The sequence below is a fragment of the Pseudonocardia sp. GCM10023141 genome (genome assembly GCF_042653605.1).
In genome coordinates, this window is record NZ_JBHSIR010000060.1 from 1 (window position 1) to 15,094 (window position 15,094).

Annotated in this window: 12 protein-coding genes; 7 read left to right on the forward strand and 5 right to left on the reverse strand. The window is 72.2% G+C overall.

Translation table 11 applies throughout. From position 1 onward, the window contains the following. Nucleotides 1-162: 162 nt before the first annotated feature. The 5 genes from purL (at nucleotide 163) to purM (ending at nucleotide 8,146) form a co-directional block, all read left to right on the forward strand. Nucleotides 163-2,454, forward strand: a complete 2,292-nt coding sequence (gene purL, locus ACFPFQ_RS33825) for a phosphoribosylformylglycinamidine synthase subunit PurL (RefSeq protein ID WP_379626254.1) — start codon at nucleotides 163-165, stop codon at nucleotides 2,452-2,454. A 71-nt stretch (nucleotides 2,455-2,525) separates the two neighbouring features. Next, nucleotides 2,526-2,897, forward strand: coding sequence for a sterol carrier family protein (locus ACFPFQ_RS33830; RefSeq protein WP_379626256.1), 372 nt, complete (start codon nucleotides 2,526-2,528; stop codon nucleotides 2,895-2,897). A gap of 185 nt (nucleotides 2,898-3,082) precedes the next feature. Then, the gene (locus ACFPFQ_RS33835; RefSeq protein ID WP_379626258.1) at nucleotides 3,083-5,209 is read left to right on the forward strand and encodes a putative bifunctional diguanylate cyclase/phosphodiesterase; all 2,127 of its coding nucleotides are present in this window, start codon (nucleotides 3,083-3,085) and stop codon (nucleotides 5,207-5,209) included. A 141-nt stretch (nucleotides 5,210-5,350) separates the two neighbouring features. Continuing rightward, nucleotides 5,351-6,961 carry an amidophosphoribosyltransferase gene (purF, locus tag ACFPFQ_RS33840; protein WP_379626260.1) on the forward strand — a complete coding sequence of 537 codons (1,611 nt, stop codon included), beginning with the start codon at nucleotides 5,351-5,353 and terminating at the stop codon, nucleotides 6,959-6,961. A gap of 81 nt (nucleotides 6,962-7,042) precedes the next feature. Next, the gene (purM, locus tag ACFPFQ_RS33845) at nucleotides 7,043-8,146 is read left to right on the forward strand and encodes a phosphoribosylformylglycinamidine cyclo-ligase (RefSeq protein ID WP_379626262.1); all 1,104 of its coding nucleotides are present in this window, start codon (nucleotides 7,043-7,045) and stop codon (nucleotides 8,144-8,146) included. Nucleotides 8,147-8,179: 33 nt separating this feature from the next. On the opposite strand, the gene ACFPFQ_RS33850 is transcribed toward purM, so the two are convergent. Next, nucleotides 8,180-8,857, reverse strand: a complete 678-nt coding sequence (locus ACFPFQ_RS33850) for an NUDIX hydrolase (protein WP_379626264.1) — start codon at nucleotides 8,855-8,857, stop codon at nucleotides 8,180-8,182. A gap of 64 nt (nucleotides 8,858-8,921) precedes the next feature. Here ACFPFQ_RS33850 and ACFPFQ_RS33855 point away from each other — a divergent pair, with 64 nt between their 5' ends. Together ACFPFQ_RS33855 and ACFPFQ_RS33860 are read left to right on the forward strand one after the other, a co-directional pair. Then, nucleotides 8,922-9,962: an SPFH domain-containing protein gene (locus ACFPFQ_RS33855; RefSeq protein WP_379626266.1), complete on the forward strand. Its 1,041-nt coding sequence runs from the start codon at nucleotides 8,922-8,924 to the stop codon at nucleotides 9,960-9,962. After that, nucleotides 9,959-10,855, forward strand: coding sequence for a hypothetical protein (locus tag ACFPFQ_RS33860; RefSeq protein ID WP_379626268.1), 897 nt, complete (start codon nucleotides 9,959-9,961; stop codon nucleotides 10,853-10,855). Before ACFPFQ_RS33855 ends, ACFPFQ_RS33860 begins: the two co-directional genes overlap by 4 nt. A 167-nt stretch (nucleotides 10,856-11,022) precedes the next feature. Here ACFPFQ_RS33860 and ACFPFQ_RS33865 read toward each other — a convergent pair whose 3' ends face one another. From ACFPFQ_RS33865 to ACFPFQ_RS33880, 4 genes are all read right to left on the reverse strand, one after another. Continuing rightward, on the reverse strand, nucleotides 11,023-12,021 hold the full coding sequence (locus ACFPFQ_RS33865; RefSeq protein WP_379626467.1) for a Gfo/Idh/MocA family oxidoreductase: 999 nt from the start codon (nucleotides 12,019-12,021) through the stop codon (nucleotides 11,023-11,025). A gap of 14 nt (nucleotides 12,022-12,035) precedes the next feature. Continuing rightward, nucleotides 12,036-12,797 (reverse strand): SDR family oxidoreductase, encoded by a 762-nt coding sequence (locus tag ACFPFQ_RS33870; RefSeq protein WP_379626270.1) that lies wholly within the window; start codon nucleotides 12,795-12,797, stop codon nucleotides 12,036-12,038. 94 nt (nucleotides 12,798-12,891) lie between these two features. Beyond that, nucleotides 12,892-13,830 carry a PDR/VanB family oxidoreductase gene (locus tag ACFPFQ_RS33875; protein ID WP_379626272.1) on the reverse strand — a complete coding sequence of 313 codons (939 nt, stop codon included), beginning with the start codon at nucleotides 13,828-13,830 and terminating at the stop codon, nucleotides 12,892-12,894. Further along, nucleotides 13,827-15,062: a cytochrome P450 gene (locus ACFPFQ_RS33880; RefSeq protein WP_379626274.1), complete on the reverse strand. Its 1,236-nt coding sequence runs from the start codon at nucleotides 15,060-15,062 to the stop codon at nucleotides 13,827-13,829. The genes ACFPFQ_RS33875 and ACFPFQ_RS33880 overlap by 4 nt, the downstream gene beginning before the upstream one ends. Between the last annotated feature and the right edge of the window lie 32 nt (nucleotides 15,063-15,094).

A 15,094-nucleotide genomic window follows, 5' to 3' on the forward strand; every position in this document is an offset into this window, starting at 1 on the left:
TGATCAACGACCACCTGCAGCTACCAAAGCTGCCACGCCGTCACACCACCGGGTTCGACAACACCCTCTGAGCGCCGGTGCCCCGGGTCCCGTGATGGCAGGAGGCCACCACGGGGGTGCGTGCCGCGGGCCACACCACCCCGTTCCGTAGGCTGAACAGCTGTGACGTCCCTTTCCGCAGCCGTGCACGCCACCGACACGGTCGAGCGCGCCGCGCAGACCCCGGACCAGCCCCAGCCCTACCGTGAGCTGGGTCTCAAGGACGACGAGTACACGCGCATCCGGGAGATCCTCGGCCGCCGTCCCACCGACGCCGAGCTGGCGATGTACTCGGTGATGTGGAGCGAGCACTGCTCGTACAAGTCCTCGAAGGTGCACCTGGGCTACTTCGGTGAGACCACCACGCCGGAGATGCGCGAGAAGATGCTCGCCGGGATCGGTGAGAACGCCGGCGTCGTCGAGATCGGCGACGGCTGGGCGGTCACGTTCAAGGTCGAGTCGCACAACCACCCGTCCTACGTGGAGCCCTACCAGGGCGCGGCCACCGGCGTGGGCGGCATCGTGCGCGACATCATGGCGATGGGGGCGCGGCCCGTCGCCGTCGCCGACCCGCTGCGATTCGGCCCCGCCGATGCACCCGACACCCGCCGGGTGCTGCCCGGCGTCGTCGCCGGCGTCGGTGGCTACGGCAACTCGCTCGGCCTGCCCAACATCGGCGGCGAGGTGGTCTTCGATGCCGGATACGCCGGAAACCCGCTGGTCAACGCGCTGTGCATCGGGTCGATGCGGGTGGAGGACCTGCACCTGGCCTTCGCGTCGGGTGCCGGCAACCAGATCATCCTGTTCGGTGCGCGCACCGGTCTCGACGGCATCGGCGGCGTCTCGGTGCTGGCGTCGGAGACGTTCGCGGGTGACGCGGGCGGCGGCGGCAACAAGAAGCTCCCCGCGGTGCAGGTGGGCGACCCGTTCACCGAGAAGGTGCTCATCGAGTGCTGCCTCGAGCTCTATCACGCCGGCATCGTCGTGGGCATCCAGGACCTCGGTGGTGCGGGTCTGTCCTGCGCCACGTCCGAGCTGGCGAGCGCCGGCGACGGTGGCATGCGGATCGATCTCGATGCCGTGCCGCTGCGCGCCACCGGGATGACCCCGGCCGAGATCCTCTCCAGCGAGTCGCAGGAGCGGATGTGCGCGGTCGTGCGGCCCGAGGACGTCGACGCGTTCATGGCCGTCTGCCGCAAGTGGGACACGCTCGCGTCGGTGATCGGTGAGGTCACCGACGGCGACAACCTCGTGATCACCTGGCACGGCGAGACCGTCGTGGACGTGCCGCCGCGCACCGTCGCGCACGACGGTCCGGTCTACCGGCGCCCGGTCGAGCGTTCCGCGACACAGGACGTGCTGGTGGCCGACGGGCCCGACGCCCTGCCCCGGCCCGCCGCGCCCTCCGAGCTGCGCGACACGATCGTCGCGATGGCGGCGTCGCCGAACCTGTGCAGCCGCGCTTGGGTCACCGACCAGTACGACCGCTACGTCCGCGGCAATACCGCTTCGGCGCAGCCGGCCGACTCCGGCGTCGTGCGCATCGACGAGGAGACCGGTCGTGGCGTCGCCGTCGCCACCGACTGCAACGCGCGGTTCGTCGCGCTGGACCCGTACGTCGGTGCGCAGCTCGCGCTCGCCGAGGCCTACCGCAACGTCGCCACGTCGGGGGCCGTGCCCACCGCCGTCACCGACTGCCTGAACTTCGGCTCGCCGGAAGATCCCCACGTCATGTGGCAGTTCGAGCAGGCCGTGCACGGCATCGCCGACGGCTGTGCGCAGCTGGGCATCCCGGTCACCGGCGGCAACGTCAGCTTTTACAACCAGACCGGGGCCACCGCAATCCTCCCGACACCCGTGATCGGTGTGCTCGGGGTGCTCGACGACGTCGCCAAGCGGGTGCGCTCGGGATTCACCGCCGCGGGCGACACCGTGATCCTGCTCGGCGACACGCGCGACGAGCTGGGTGGCAGCGAGTGGGCCCATGTCGTGCACGGTCACCTCGGCGGTCGCCCGCCCGCCGTCGACCTCGCGGGGGAGCAGCGCCTCGGTGGGCTGCTCGCAGCCGCTGCGGCGAGCGAGCTGCTCACCGGTGCTCACGACCTGTCCGACGGCGGCCTCGCCCAGGCGCTCGTCGAGGCCTGCCTCGTCGGCGGCCACGGTGCCGAGGTCACGCTGCCACCCGCCCTCGACCCGTTCGTGGCGCTGTTCTCCGAATCCGCGGGCCGCGTGCTCGTGACGGTCGCACCGGATCAGGCCGACGCGGTGCTCGCGCTGGCCGGATCGGCCGGTGTTCCCGCCACCACCATCGGCGTCACCGGCGGCTCGGAGCTGGCGATCGGCGGCATTCCCGCACTTCCCCTGGACGAGGTGCGCATGGCCTGGGAGGCAACCCTGCCAGCGCTGTTCGGCTGAGCTGTTGCGGCACATGGCGTAAGGACCACCTGGCCTAAGGGACAGGTAGTCCACTCTGCGTTACCGTCGGTGTGGTGTCCGAGCAGAGTCACACCCCCACGAGCGAGCCGGGGATCGAAGCTGTGGTCGCCTGGCTGACCGGAGGTCCCGAGCCGGACCGATCGGTGCTGCGTGCGGCCGTGAAGGAAAGCCTTGCCGCACTCGTCGAGGCGGCCCCGGGCCGCAGCGTCGAGGTTCGCGTTCCGCCCTTCGGTGCGGTTCAATGCGTCAGCGGTCTCCACCACGGACGAGGCACCCCTCCGAACGTCGTCGAGGCCGACCCCCGTACCTGGCTCGCGCTCGTCACCGGGCAGCTGAGCTGGGAGGGAGCGCTCCGCACTGGGCGACTCGCCGCATCCGGCAGCCGCACCGGCGAGATCGCGCGGCTGCTGCCGTTGGGCTGACCGCGTCATGAGGCGGCTTCCGGTTGGAGGGTGAACACCCACACCTCGTGGTGGCGTAAACACTCGCGGAGACGGAAACTTGGTCCGAACAGGGCCCATCCGCACCGAACGGGCGACAGGATGAGGCAGCGTTGGTTGCTCCGCGCAGTCTGACCGAGCCTTCAGGGCGACAGCCCGTCGGGTCGGTGGGCGGGATCGTCGGAGAGCGCGCGGCCGCGGCTGATCGCCTCGCCCGGCTCGCCGTGCGCTGGGCCGCCCTCGCCCCGGCCGGTGACCCGTCGATGATCGGGAGGCTCAGCACCCTGCTGCGCCGGCTGGCCGCCATCGTGGTGTCCGAGCCGTTCTGGCCGCTCGCCGCCCGCGACCTCGGGGCCGAGCTGCTGGCGAGCGGCCTGTGCGGTGATACGGGCTCGCCGACCGTCGACGCGGAGGACGCCCTGCCACTCAGCCTTGGCCTGCTGCGCAAGGAGGGTCCGGCCGCGTTCGGGATCGCCGGCCCGGACGGGGAACGACGGGTGGCGATGGCTCTCGACGAGGTGGCCGCAGGTTTCGCGCGCGCACTGCACAGCCAGGGCGGCGAGGCGCGGGGCCGGAAGCCGGAGCACGGCCTCGACGGGGCGTCACGCGGATTCACCGTGCGTGACCTGCACTATCGCGCGGTCTACGACCATGCCGGCGTCGGCATCTGCATCTGCTCGCTCGACGGGTACCTGCTCGACGCCAACCCGGCGCTGAGCCGGATGTTCGGCATCACCGAGCCGCTCGACGAGCCGCGCCCGGTGTCGGACTTCATCCACCCCGACGACCTCGCCGACGTGATCGAGCGCCACCGCAGGCTCATCGTCGGGGAGCCGGACGTGATGCGCCTCGAGGTGCGGCTGGTGCGGCCCGACTCGGTGGTGCTCTGGGCGCACGTGGCCACGTCGCTCGTGCGGTCCGAGGACGGCACGGCGTCCCACATCATGGCGCTCGTCGAGGACGTTTCCGAGCGGCACCGGCTGCGGTCACGGCTGCAGCAGGCCACGAGCCTCGACCAGCTCACCCGGCTGCCGAGCCAGGCCCTCACCGACCAGTGGCTACACCGCGCGTTCGCCGGAGAAGCCACGCGGATCGGGATCTGCGCGATCGACCTGGACGGCTTCCACAGCATCAACGACACGCTGGGTGGGCAGGTCGGCGACCGGCTGCTGCTCGGCGTGGTCGGTCGCCTGCAGCTCGCCGCGGGCGACCACCTCGTCACCCGTACGGGAAGCGACGAGTTCACGGTGCTGGTGGGTGATCCGGAGAGCGCGGGCGAGGTCTGCCGCATCGCCGATCGGGTGCAGGCCGCGCTCGCCACGCCGTTCGACATCGGCGGGCACTCGGTGTCGGTCACGGCCAGCATCGGGGTCGCGGAGGCGGAGGTGGCGCGCAGCAGCGCCGCCGAGCTGCTCCGCGCCGCCGACATCGCACGCTCGTGGGCGAAGGCGCTCGGTGGCGCTCGCAGGGTGGTGTTCGACCACGAGCGCGACGCGGGTGAGGCGGCGCGGTTCGAGCTGCTCTCCGGGTTGCGCGGGGCCATCGACCGGGGCGAGTTCCGCCTCGCCTACCAGCCCCTCGTCAGCCTGTCCGACGGCAGGCTCCAGGGCGTCGAGGCGCTGATCCGCTGGCAGCACCCGGTGCAGGGCCTGATCGGCCCCGGCCGGTTCATCGAGCTGGCCGAGCACAGCGGCGCCATCGTCGCGCTGGGCCGCTGGGTGCTCGAGGTGGCGTGCGCGCAGGCCACCGCATGGTGGCAGCAGTTGGGCCCGGCCTCGCCCTACGTGAGCGTCAACGTGTCGCCCCTGCAGCTCGCCGAGCCCGGCTGGGTGCGCGAGGTCACGGATGTGCTGGCCGCCACCGGGCTTCCGCCTGACCGCCTGCAGCTGGAGATCACCGAGCAGGCGGTGCTCGGTGACGAGGCCACCGCACTCGACGCGCTCACCTCGCTGCGCGACGTCGGCGTCCGGTTGGCACTCGACGACTTCGGCACCGGATATTCGAGCCTTGCCTGGCTGCGCAGGTTGCCGGTGCACACGCTGAAGATCGACGGCTCGTTCATCGACGGTCTGCGCCACCCTGTCGCCGACCCCGTCGACTCGTCGATCGTCAAGGCGCTGGTGGAGATGGCCCACGCCCTCGGCCTCGAGGTCACGGCCGAATGGGTGGAGACGATCGTCCAGGCGGAGCGGCTGTCCGCGCTCGGGTGCGACACCGGTCAGGGGCGGTGGTTCGGTGACGCTGGTCCCGGAGAGTGGGTCCCGGAGCTTTACCGGCGTAGCATCGACCACTGAGTCAGCCTGCACGGAAACCGATCGTCGAGTGTTGCCGCCTGCGCTAGGAGCGTTGTTGTGCGCCCGAGTTCCTCTCGGAACAGCCGCCACCCCGTCACCGACCTGCACCCGGACTCCGCCGATCCGCTAGCCATCGATCCGTTGGCAGCTGATCCTCTCGCTCTCGATCCGCTCGCACCCGATGCCGCACCCGGTGAGGAATGCGGTGTGTTCGGGGTCTGGGCACCGGGCGAGGACGTCGCCAACCTCACCTACTACGGCCTCTACGCGCTGCAGCACCGCGGCCAGGAGGCGGCCGGCATCGCCGTGTCCGACGGCCGTCGCATGGTGGTCTTCAAGGACCTCGGGCTGGTCAGCCAGGTGTTCGACGAGCAGACGCTGTCCTCGCTCAAGGGGCACATCGCCGTCGGGCACTGCCGGTACTCCACCACCGGCGGCGTCACGTGGGAGAACGCGCAGCCCACGTTCCGCACCACGGCGGCCGGCAGTGGCATCGCGCTGGGCCACAACGGCAACCTCGTCAACACCGCCGAGCTGCGCGACGAGGTGGCCGCGTTGGGTCGGAGCACGTCCTCGGCCGGTCGGGCCCGGATGGAGTCCAGCACCGACTCCGACCTCATCACCGAGCTGCTGGCCGCCACCGCCGCCGACATCGGGGTCGAGGAAGCGGCCATGCGGCTGCTGCCCCGGGTCCGCGGCGGGTACTCGCTCGTGTTCGCCGACGAGCAGACGCTCTACGCGGCCCGCGATCCCCACGGGGTGCGCCCGCTCGTGCTGGGCCGCCTTGAGCGCGGCTGGGTCATCGCGAGCGAGACCGCGGCGCTCGACATCGTCGGCGCCTCGATGGTGCGCGAGGTCGAGCCCGGTGAGTTGCTCGCGATCGACGCCAACGGCCTGCGCAGCTCCCGCTTCGCCGCACCCGAGCCCAAGGGCTGCGTGTTCGAGTACGTCTACCTCGCCCGCCCCGACACCACGATCTCCGGACGTTCGGTGCACGCGGCCCGCGTCGAGATCGGCAGGCGGCTCGCCGACGAGTTCCCGGTCGAGGCCGATCTGGTGATCCCGGTTCCCGAGTCGGGCACACCCGCCGCCATCGGCTACGCGCAGGGTTCCGGCATCCCCTACGGCCAGGGCCTGGTCAAGAACCAGTACGTGGGGCGCACGTTCATCCAGCCGAGCCAGACCATCCGACAGCTCGGCATCCGCCTCAAGCTCAACCCGCTGCGCGACGTCATCCGCGGCAAGCGGCTCGTCGTCGTCGACGACTCGATCGTGCGGGGCAACACGCAGCGCGCACTGGTGCGCATGCTGCGGGAGGCAGGCGCACTCGAGGTGCATGTGCGCATCGCGTCGCCGCCCGTCAAGTGGCCGTGCTTCTACGGCATCGACTTCGCGACCAGGGCCGAGCTCGTGGCCAGCGGTGTCGACGCCGAGGGCGTGCGGCGGGCCATCGGGTCCGACTCGCTGGGCTACATCTCCCTCGAAGGGCTCATCGCCGCCACCGAGCAGCCGCGTTCGCGACTCTGCGCCGCCTGCTTCGACGGCGAGTACCCGATCGCGCTGCCCGACGAGGCCCGGCTCGGCAAGCACCTGCTCGAGAAGCTCTCGGTGACCCCGATCGACCGGCCCCCACTCGACCGGGCGGCCACCACCGCTACGGCCGAGCCGGAGCTCGAACCGGTCCTGCCCGCCGATCGGGCAGAGGCCCTGTTCGCCACCTACGGCGCCGCCGACGCCGTGGCGCGGCCCTGAACCCGCGTCACTTCCCCGCGTACCCGACCAGCGGCGGCGCAGCAGCGCGTCGCCAGACACCCGCCAGGAGCGAGACCGACCATGTCGCCGCACACGCCCGGATCTGAGGGGTCCGGCGCCAGCTACTCCTCCGCCGGGGTCGACATCGAGGCGGGCGAGCGCGCCGTCGATGCTCTGCGCCCGTTCGCGGAGAAGGCCACCCGGCCCGAGGTGATGGGCGGTATCGGCGGCTTCGCCGGGCTGTTCGCGCTCAAGTTCGGCAAGTACAAGGAGCCGGTGCTCGCCGCGTCCACCGACGGCGTCGGCACCAAGGTCGCGATCGCGCAGGCGCTCGACAAGCACGACACGATCGGGCTCGACCTGGTCGCGATGGTCGTCGACGACCTCGTCGTCTGCGGCGCCGAGCCGCTGTTCCTGCAGGACTACATCGCCGTCGGCAAGGTGGTGCCCGAGCAGATCGCCACGGTGGTCAAAGGCATCGCCGAGGGTTGCCAGCAGGCCGGTTGCGCGCTGCTGGGCGGTGAGACCGCCGAGCACCCCGGCCTGATGGAGGACGGCGGCTACGACATCTCGGCCACCGGCGTCGGCATCGTCGAGGCCGACGCCATGCTGCGCCCCGACCTGGTGCGCCCTGGCGACGTGCTCGTGGCGATGGCCTCGTCGGGCCTGCACTCCAACGGCTACTCGCTGGCCCGGCACGTGCTGCTGGACATCGCGCGGATGCCGCTGGAGGGCCACGTCGAGGAGTTCGGCCACACGCTCGGCGAGGAGCTGCTGGTCCCCACCACGATCTACGCGCGCGACTGCCTGACCCTCGCGGCGGAGACGAGCGTGCGCACCTTCTCGCACATCACCGGCGGCGGGCTGGCCCGCAACCTGGAACGCGTGCTGCCGCCCGGCCTCGATGCCGTCGTCGAGCGCAACACCTGGACACCGGCGCCGGTGTTCAAGCTCATCGCCTCGCGGGGCCGCGTCGAGCGGGCCGAGATGGAGAAGACGTTCAACATGGGCGTCGGGATGGTGGCCGTGCTGCCCGCCGACGACGTCGACCGGGCGCTCGCCGTGCTCACCGCTCGCCACGTTCGCTCGTGGGTGCTGGGTGAGGTGCGCCGCGCCGTGGAACCCTCGGCGAACCCGGAGATCGGGTCCCGGGTGCGGCTCAAGGGGGAGCACCCGCGGTTCTGAGGCTGCGCGCGCTGACATCCGGAGGCCGCAGGGTCAGGCTGGATCCCGCAGCATCGGTGGGTGCAGGCCGGTCGCCGGGCCCCGCTCGAACAGCTGCGCCGGGCGGCCGCGCCCGCTGCTGGTCATCTCCTTCGTGGGGATCAGGAAGCCGGGGGTGCTGGTGACCTTGCGCTGGAAGTTCCGCGGGTCCAGCGCGGTGCCCCACACGGCCTCGTAGACCCGGCGCAGCTGGGCCACGGTGAAGCGGGGCGGGCAGAACGTGGCGGCGAGGGTTGTGTACTCGAGCTTCGCGCGCGCTCGCTCGATGCCCTCGCCGAGTATCCGGCCGTGGTCGAACGCGAGCGCCCCGATCGCGGCCACCTCGTGCCAGGCGCTGGCGGCGGCGTCGGAGCCGGCTTCGGGGTCGGGGAGGTCGGGCACCAGCGCCAGGTGGCCGACCGACAGGACGCGGCCGCGAGGGTCCCGGTCGGGAGCGGCGAAGCTTGCCAGCTGTTCCAGATGGTGATCGCCCAGTGACAGCCCGGTCTCCTCGGCGAGCTCGCGGCGCGCCGAGTCGAGCAGGTCCTCGTGCGGGAGCACGAAGCCACCGGGCAGCGCCAGCTCGCCCTGGAAGGGTGGGATGCCGCGTCGGACCAGCAGCGCCGCGAGCCGGTCGGCCCGGACGGTGAGGATGACGAGGTCGACCGCCACCGCGAACAGGTTGCCACGCATATATGTCACCTTGACGAGAAGTAGGTTCCGGAATTATCGTCGCTGTGACGATAGCGGAGGCATCATGGCTGACATCACCCGAACCCTGTTCCTGCACCACCTGCGCAGTGGCCCGACGAGCTGGGTCCGCCACAGTGCGGGCGGCAAGGTGCGCCGCGAGGGCGTCGGGCTCTCGTTCCGGTTCCGGCCACGGACGGCGGTGCTGTCGGAAGTGCCCAGCGACGACCGCGAGCTCGCCCTCGTCTGCCACGCGCGCACGATCGACCACGCCGAGCTGAGCGTGCCGGTGGGCATCACCCACCGCATCGCCGAGCCGGGGCTCGCGGCGCAGCGGCTCGACTTCGGCATCGACCCGCGCACCGGTCGCTGGCGCGGCTCCCCGCTCGACGCGCTGGCGACGCTGCTGGGTGAGCTGGCCCAGCAGCCGGTGCTCGCGCTGCTCGCCGGCACGACGTTGCAGGCGGCGCTCGCGGCCGGCCCGGACCCGGTGCAGGCGGCGATCACCGCCCGCCTGGACGGGGCCGAGCGGCTCGCCGAACTCGGTGTCGCGGTGGTCGGGGTGCGCGTGCTCGCGGTGCGCGCCGCTCCCGACCTGGAGCGTGCCCTGCAGACCCCGACCCGGGAGGCCGCTCAGGCCGACGCCGACCGGTCCACCTACCAGCGTCGGGCCGATGCCGTGGAGCGCGAGCGCGCCATCGCCGAGAACGAGCTGCAGAGCAAGATCGAGCTCGCCCGCCGCGAGGAGCAGCTCGTCGAACAGCACGGCGTCAACGCGCGCAGGCGCGCCGAGCTGGACGCGGCGGCCGCGCTGGTGGCCGCGGAGGCGGAAGCGGGCCGGGCCGGGCTCGCCGCCACCGCGGAGGCCGATCGAACCCGCGTGCTGGCCGTTGCCAACGCCGAGCGCGTGCGGTCGATGGGCCTGGCGCAGGCGGCGGGGGAGGAGGCCCGGCTGGCTGCGCTGCGCGACCTGCCCCCTGCTGCGCTCGGGGCCGTCGCGCTGCGCGAGCTGGCCGGCAAGCTGCCGTCGATCGGCCAGCTCACGATCACCCCGGACGTCCTGACCGGCCTGGTCACCCAGCTGACGGCGCGGCCGGAAGGGTCGTGAGCACGCTCGAACCGCGCGTCGTCGTGGTGACGCGGCGCAGCGGCTATCGCGAGCTGCTGGATCGGCACGGCACACCGGGAGCCGTCGCGTTCTTCCTGCGTGACCGCGATCCCGGCGAGCTGGCGGCGCTGCGCGCGCAGGACGACGCGCTGACGGCGGCGCTGGAAATCGTGCGGTCGGCCGTTCCGGTGACCTGGCGGACCGGGCGGGCCGACCGCTCGGAGCTGGCGGCCTTCCCGTTCGCCGACGGCGATGTCGTGGTGGCGGTTGGCCCGGACGGGCTCGTGGCCAACGTCGCGAAGTACCTCGACGGCCAGCCGGTGATCGGAACGGATCCCCAGCGCGTCGGGGTGCTCGCCCGGCACCGGCCCGACGGGGTGGGGAGCGCGCTGCGCGCGGCGGTCGACGGGTCCGCCGTGGTGGAGGAGCGCTGCACGGTGGTGGCGGAGCTGGATGACGGGCAGCGGTTGCTCGGGCTCAACGAGGTGTTCGTCGGCGACCGCGGCCACCAGTCGGCGCGCTACCTGCTCCGCACGCCGGACGGGCGCGGTGAACAGCACAGCAGCTCGGGTGTGGTGGTCGGCACCGGCACCGGGGCCACCGGCTGGTGCGCGTCGCTCGTGCGGGCGGTGGCCGACCCGCCGCCGCTCCCCGCGCCCGGTGCGGCCGCGCTCGCCTGGTTCGTGCGCGAGGCGTGGCCGTCACCGACCACCGGCACGTCACTCGTGTCCGGAAGGCTCGACGGCGGGCAGCGCCTGGAGCTGACGGTCGGCTCCGACGCGCTGGTCGTCTTCTCCGACGGCGGCGAGGCCGACCGCCTCATGGCGGTGCGCGGCCAGCGCATCACGGTCGGGGTGAGCGAACGGCGGCTCCGGCTGGTCGTTCCGGCGTAGGTGCGCCGGATTGCAGGAAGCCCGTCATGGCCTACGGGGCGCCATGAAGGATGACCACCCGGCGTGCGCGAGCCGTCCACCAGGGGCCCTCGCGTTGCAGGAAAGCCACTTTCCTGCAATGTCGTTGCGGCAAAGTGGCTTTCCTGCAACGGGCGGCGGGCGGGCGGCTACCCCACCCTCCGCACCTCCTCGATCCGCACCGGCCGGTGCTCCTTCAGCGACAGGGTGGCGGCCTCCGCGATCCACGCCACCTCCAACGCGTCGTCGACCGTGCACGGCGCTGGCGCCCCGCCCACCACGTCGACGAACGCGGCCAGTTCGGCCCGGAACGCCGAGGCGAGCCGGTCCATGAAGAACCCGTGCGGCGGCCCGGCCGGGAACGTGACCCCGGGCTGCGTGGAGCGCAGCGGGAGCCCGTCGTCCAGGCCCGCGGCCACGCTGTCGAGCGCGCCGTGCACCTCGAGGCGCACGTCGTAGCCGCGCGCGTTGTAGCGGCTGTTGGAGACCACGCCGATCGTGGCGTCGTCGAGCGTGAGCAGCACCGACGCGGACGCGACGTCGCCGACCTCGGCGAAGAACGCTTCACCCCGGTTGGCCCCGACGGCGTAGACCTCGACGACCTCGCGGCCGGTGACCCAGCGCACGGCGTCGAAGTCGTGCACCGAGCAGTCGCGGAACAGCCCGCCCGAGCCTGCGATGTAGGCCGCGGGCGGCGGGGCCGGGTCGAGCGTGGTGGAGCGCACGGTGTGCAGCGCCCCCAGTTCCCCGTTCACGACGGCGGCCCTGGCGCCCAGGAACGCGGCATCGAAGCGGCGGGGGTAGCCGATCTGCACGCGCGCGCCGGCCACCTTGCCGGCCACGGCGATCGCGTCGGTGATGTCGGCCGCCAGCGGCTTCTCGCAGAAGGTCGGCAGCCCGGCGTCGACCGCCGCGAGCAGCAGTGCGGGATGGGTGACCGTGGCGGCGGCGATGAGCACCCCGTCGACCCCTGCCGCGAGGAGCTTCTCGACGGAGTCGACGCCCTGTGCGCCGACGCGGTCGGCAACGAGTGCGGTCACGCCGGGATCGGCGTCGTGCACGACGAGCGAGTCGACGGTGTCCAGGTCGGCGAGGGTCTGCGCGTGGAACGCGCCGATCCGGCCCAGCCCGATGAGTCCCAGCCGCAGTCCGTCGGCGCGCATCAGTCCAACCCTCCGAGCACGTTCTGGTCCCAGTCGATGACGGAGCCGGTGACGACCCCGCTGCGGTCCGACAGCAGGAAGGCGACGAAGTCGGCGATCTCGTCGACCTGCCCGAGCTTGCCCATCGGCACCTTCGCCGCCGCCTGCGCCAGCCAGGTGTCGTCGGCGTCGTGGAAGGTGCGCTGGGTGGCGTCCTCGCCCTCGGTCTCGGTCCAGCCGATGTCGAGGCCGTTGATCCGGATCCGGTCGAACCGGTGCGCGTGCGCCACGTTGCGGGTGAGCCCGGCGAGGCCGGCCTTGGCGGCCACGTACGGCGCGAGGAACGGCTGCCCGCCCAGCTCGGACGAGGAGATGATGTTGACGATCGACCCGGTCGCGGAGCGGCCGAGCATGTCGCGCACCACCGACTGCATGAGGAAGAACGGGCCGCGGAGGTTGATCGCGATGTGCCGGTCGAACAGCTCCGGGGTCGTGTCGATCAGCGTGCCGCGATCCGTCAGGCCCGCGGAGTTGACCAGCGCGTCGACGCGTCCGAACTCCGCGATGACGGCCGCGACCGACGCCTGTGCCTGCGCGACGTCGGCGACGTCGGCTGCCACGAAGAACGCGCCGATGTCCGCGGCCGCCTTCTCACCGATCTCCCGGCGGCGCCCGGTGATCGCTACCGTTGCGCCCTCCCGGACGGCGGCGCGGGCCACACCGGCGCCCACCCCCTGGGTCCCTCCACTGACCAGTACGACCCGGTCGTCCAGCAGTCCCATCAGCTCGTTCCCATCCGCTCGACATCATGTTGTCCACAGGGTTGTCCACATGTGGGTCAATCTCGTTCATGCAGGTCAGAGGCGTGTGTCCGCGTCACAGGTCGAGGACCAAGCGGAGGCACCGGGCCCGGGAGACGCAGATCATCATGCAGTCGCCGACAGCCTGTTCCGCGTTGGTCAGCACCGAGTCGCGGTGGTCGACCTCGCCCTCGAGCACCGGTGTCTCGCAGGTGCCGCAGGTGCCCTCGCTGCAGGACGAGAGCACGCCGACGCCCGCATCCTCGGCGACGTCGAGGATCGAACGGTCGGGCGGCACGGTCAGCGTGAGCCCGCTGCGCACCAGCTCCACCTCGAAGGACCCGCTGAGCACCGGTTCGGTCAGGGGTTTGGCCGTGAAGCGCTCGACGCGCAGTGACCCGGCCGGCCACGCGGTGCAGCGCTGCTCGACGGCGCCGAGGAGGGCCTCCGGCCCGCAGCAGTAGACGAGCGTGCCGGCGCGCGGCACGCCCAACAGCGCGTCCAGGTCCAGCAACCCGGTCTCGTCCTGCGGCCGGATCGCCACGCGCGGGTCGCGCAGCTCGTCGAGGAACGCCATCGACGTGCGGCTGCGCCCGCCGTAGACGAGCTCCCACTCCGCACCGGCGGCCTCGGCCGCGGCGACCATCGCCAGTATCGGGGTGATCCCGATGCCGCCCGCGATGAACAGGTACCGCGGCGACGGGGAGAGGGTGAAGTGGTTGCGCGGCCCGCGGACCTGCACCGATGCGCCGGGGTGCAGCTCCCGGTGGATGTAGCGCGACCCGCCGCGACCCGCGGGCTCATCGAGCACGCCGAGCCGCCAGCGGTGCGGGTCGGCCGGATCGCCGCACAGCGAGTACTGGCGGGCGGATCCGTCGGGCAGCACCACGTCGACGTGCGCCCCCGGTTCCCACTCTCGCAGCTCGCCGCGCAGGGTGAGCACGACAACGCCGTCGGCGGCGTCGTGGCGGCTCTCGACGACGGCGGTGGTCTCGATCTCCAGTGCGAGCGTCATGGCGTGGCCTCCGGGTTGAAGGAGATCGGGAGGCTGTCGAGCACGCGCATGTTGGGCGTGCTGCGGTACTGCCGGATCGGACCGGAGATCGTGTAGTCGCCCAGCCGGGGCAGTGCGACCTCCAGCGCGACGCGGGCCTCGAGCCGCGCCAGCGGTGCGCCGAGGCAGCCGTGCAGTCCCTCGCTGAACGACAGGTGCCGTTTCGGGGCCCGGCGGACGTCGAAGCGGTCCGGGTCGTCGAACTGGCGCTCGTCGCGGTTGGCGCTGCCGTGGATCAGGAAGACCCGGCTGCGCTCCGGGATCGTGACGCCGTGCAGTTCGACGTCGCGGGTGGTGGTGCGGCCCGACACCTGCAGTGGCGCGTCGAAGCGCAGCGCCTCCTCGACGGCCGCCGGGATCAGCGCCGGGTCGGCGGCCAGTGCGCTGCGCTGCTCGGGGTGCAGCGCGAGCTGGTGGAACGCCGTGGACAGCAGTGCCGACGTGCTCTCGACGCCCGCCATGAACAGCACGAAGGCCAGCCCGACGACCTCGGCGTCGCGGTCGATCACCGGCGGCGCGAACGGGGTGCCGCCGTGATCCTCGACGGCGACCGTGACCAGCGTGGAGAGCAGGTCCTCGCGGGGGTTGCGGCGACGCTCGGTGAGGATCGCGGCCAGGTAGTCCTTGGTGTTGTGCAGGGCGTCCCAGGCGACGGGCGTGAGGCGCGGGTCGTCGTTGTCGCGGTCCTTGAGTCCGTGCGACCAGCCGACGAGGTCCTCGCGGTCGGATCCGGTGGTCGGCAGCCCGAGCACGTCGAAGAACACGGCGTAGGGGATGGGCCAGGACAGGTCCTGGGCGATGTCCGAGTAGCCGGCGTCGGCGAATCGGTCCACGAGCCCGGTGATCACGCGCCGGACGTCGTCCTCCAGCTTCGCGATGGTGCGCGGCATGAAGCTGCGCTGCACGATCCGGCGCAGCTGGTCGTGGCGGGGGTTGTCGACGTCGGGCAGGAACCCGGGCGAGCTCATGTCCTTCGCGGTGTCGTCGATGTCGATGCCCTCGTAGGACAGGTACGTCTCGTGGTCGCGGGCTGCGGCGCGCACGTCCTCGAAGCGCGAGAGGGCGTAGAAGCCCCACTTCTCGCTGCGGTAGACCGGGGCGTCGGCGCGCAACCGCTGGTAGACGGGCCACGGGTCCGCCTTGAACGCGGCGGAGAACGGGTCGTAGACAACGGGCGGAGCGAGGGTTGCCATCGTTGGCCCTCCGGTTCTTAAAGCGCTTTAAT

Excerpts from the sequence above, each read along its gene's own strand:
- purM (WP_379626262.1), top strand. The coding sequence starts at position 7,043 with ATGTCGCCGCACACGCCCGGATCTGAGGGGTCCGGCGCCAGCTACTCC.
- ACFPFQ_RS33850 (WP_379626264.1), bottom strand. The coding sequence starts at position 8,857 with ATGCGTGGCAACCTGTTCGCGGTGGCGGTCGACCTCGTCATCCTCACC.
- ACFPFQ_RS33855 (WP_379626266.1), top strand. The coding sequence starts at position 8,922 with ATGGCTGACATCACCCGAACCCTGTTCCTGCACCACCTGCGCAGTGGC.
- ACFPFQ_RS33870 (WP_379626270.1), bottom strand. The coding sequence starts at position 12,797 with ATGGGACTGCTGGACGACCGGGTCGTACTGGTCAGTGGAGGGACCCAG.
- ACFPFQ_RS33875 (WP_379626272.1), bottom strand. The coding sequence starts at position 13,830 with ATGACGCTCGCACTGGAGATCGAGACCACCGCCGTCGTCGAGAGCCGC.
- ACFPFQ_RS33880 (WP_379626274.1), bottom strand. The coding sequence starts at position 15,062 with ATGGCAACCCTCGCTCCGCCCGTTGTCTACGACCCGTTCTCCGCCGCG.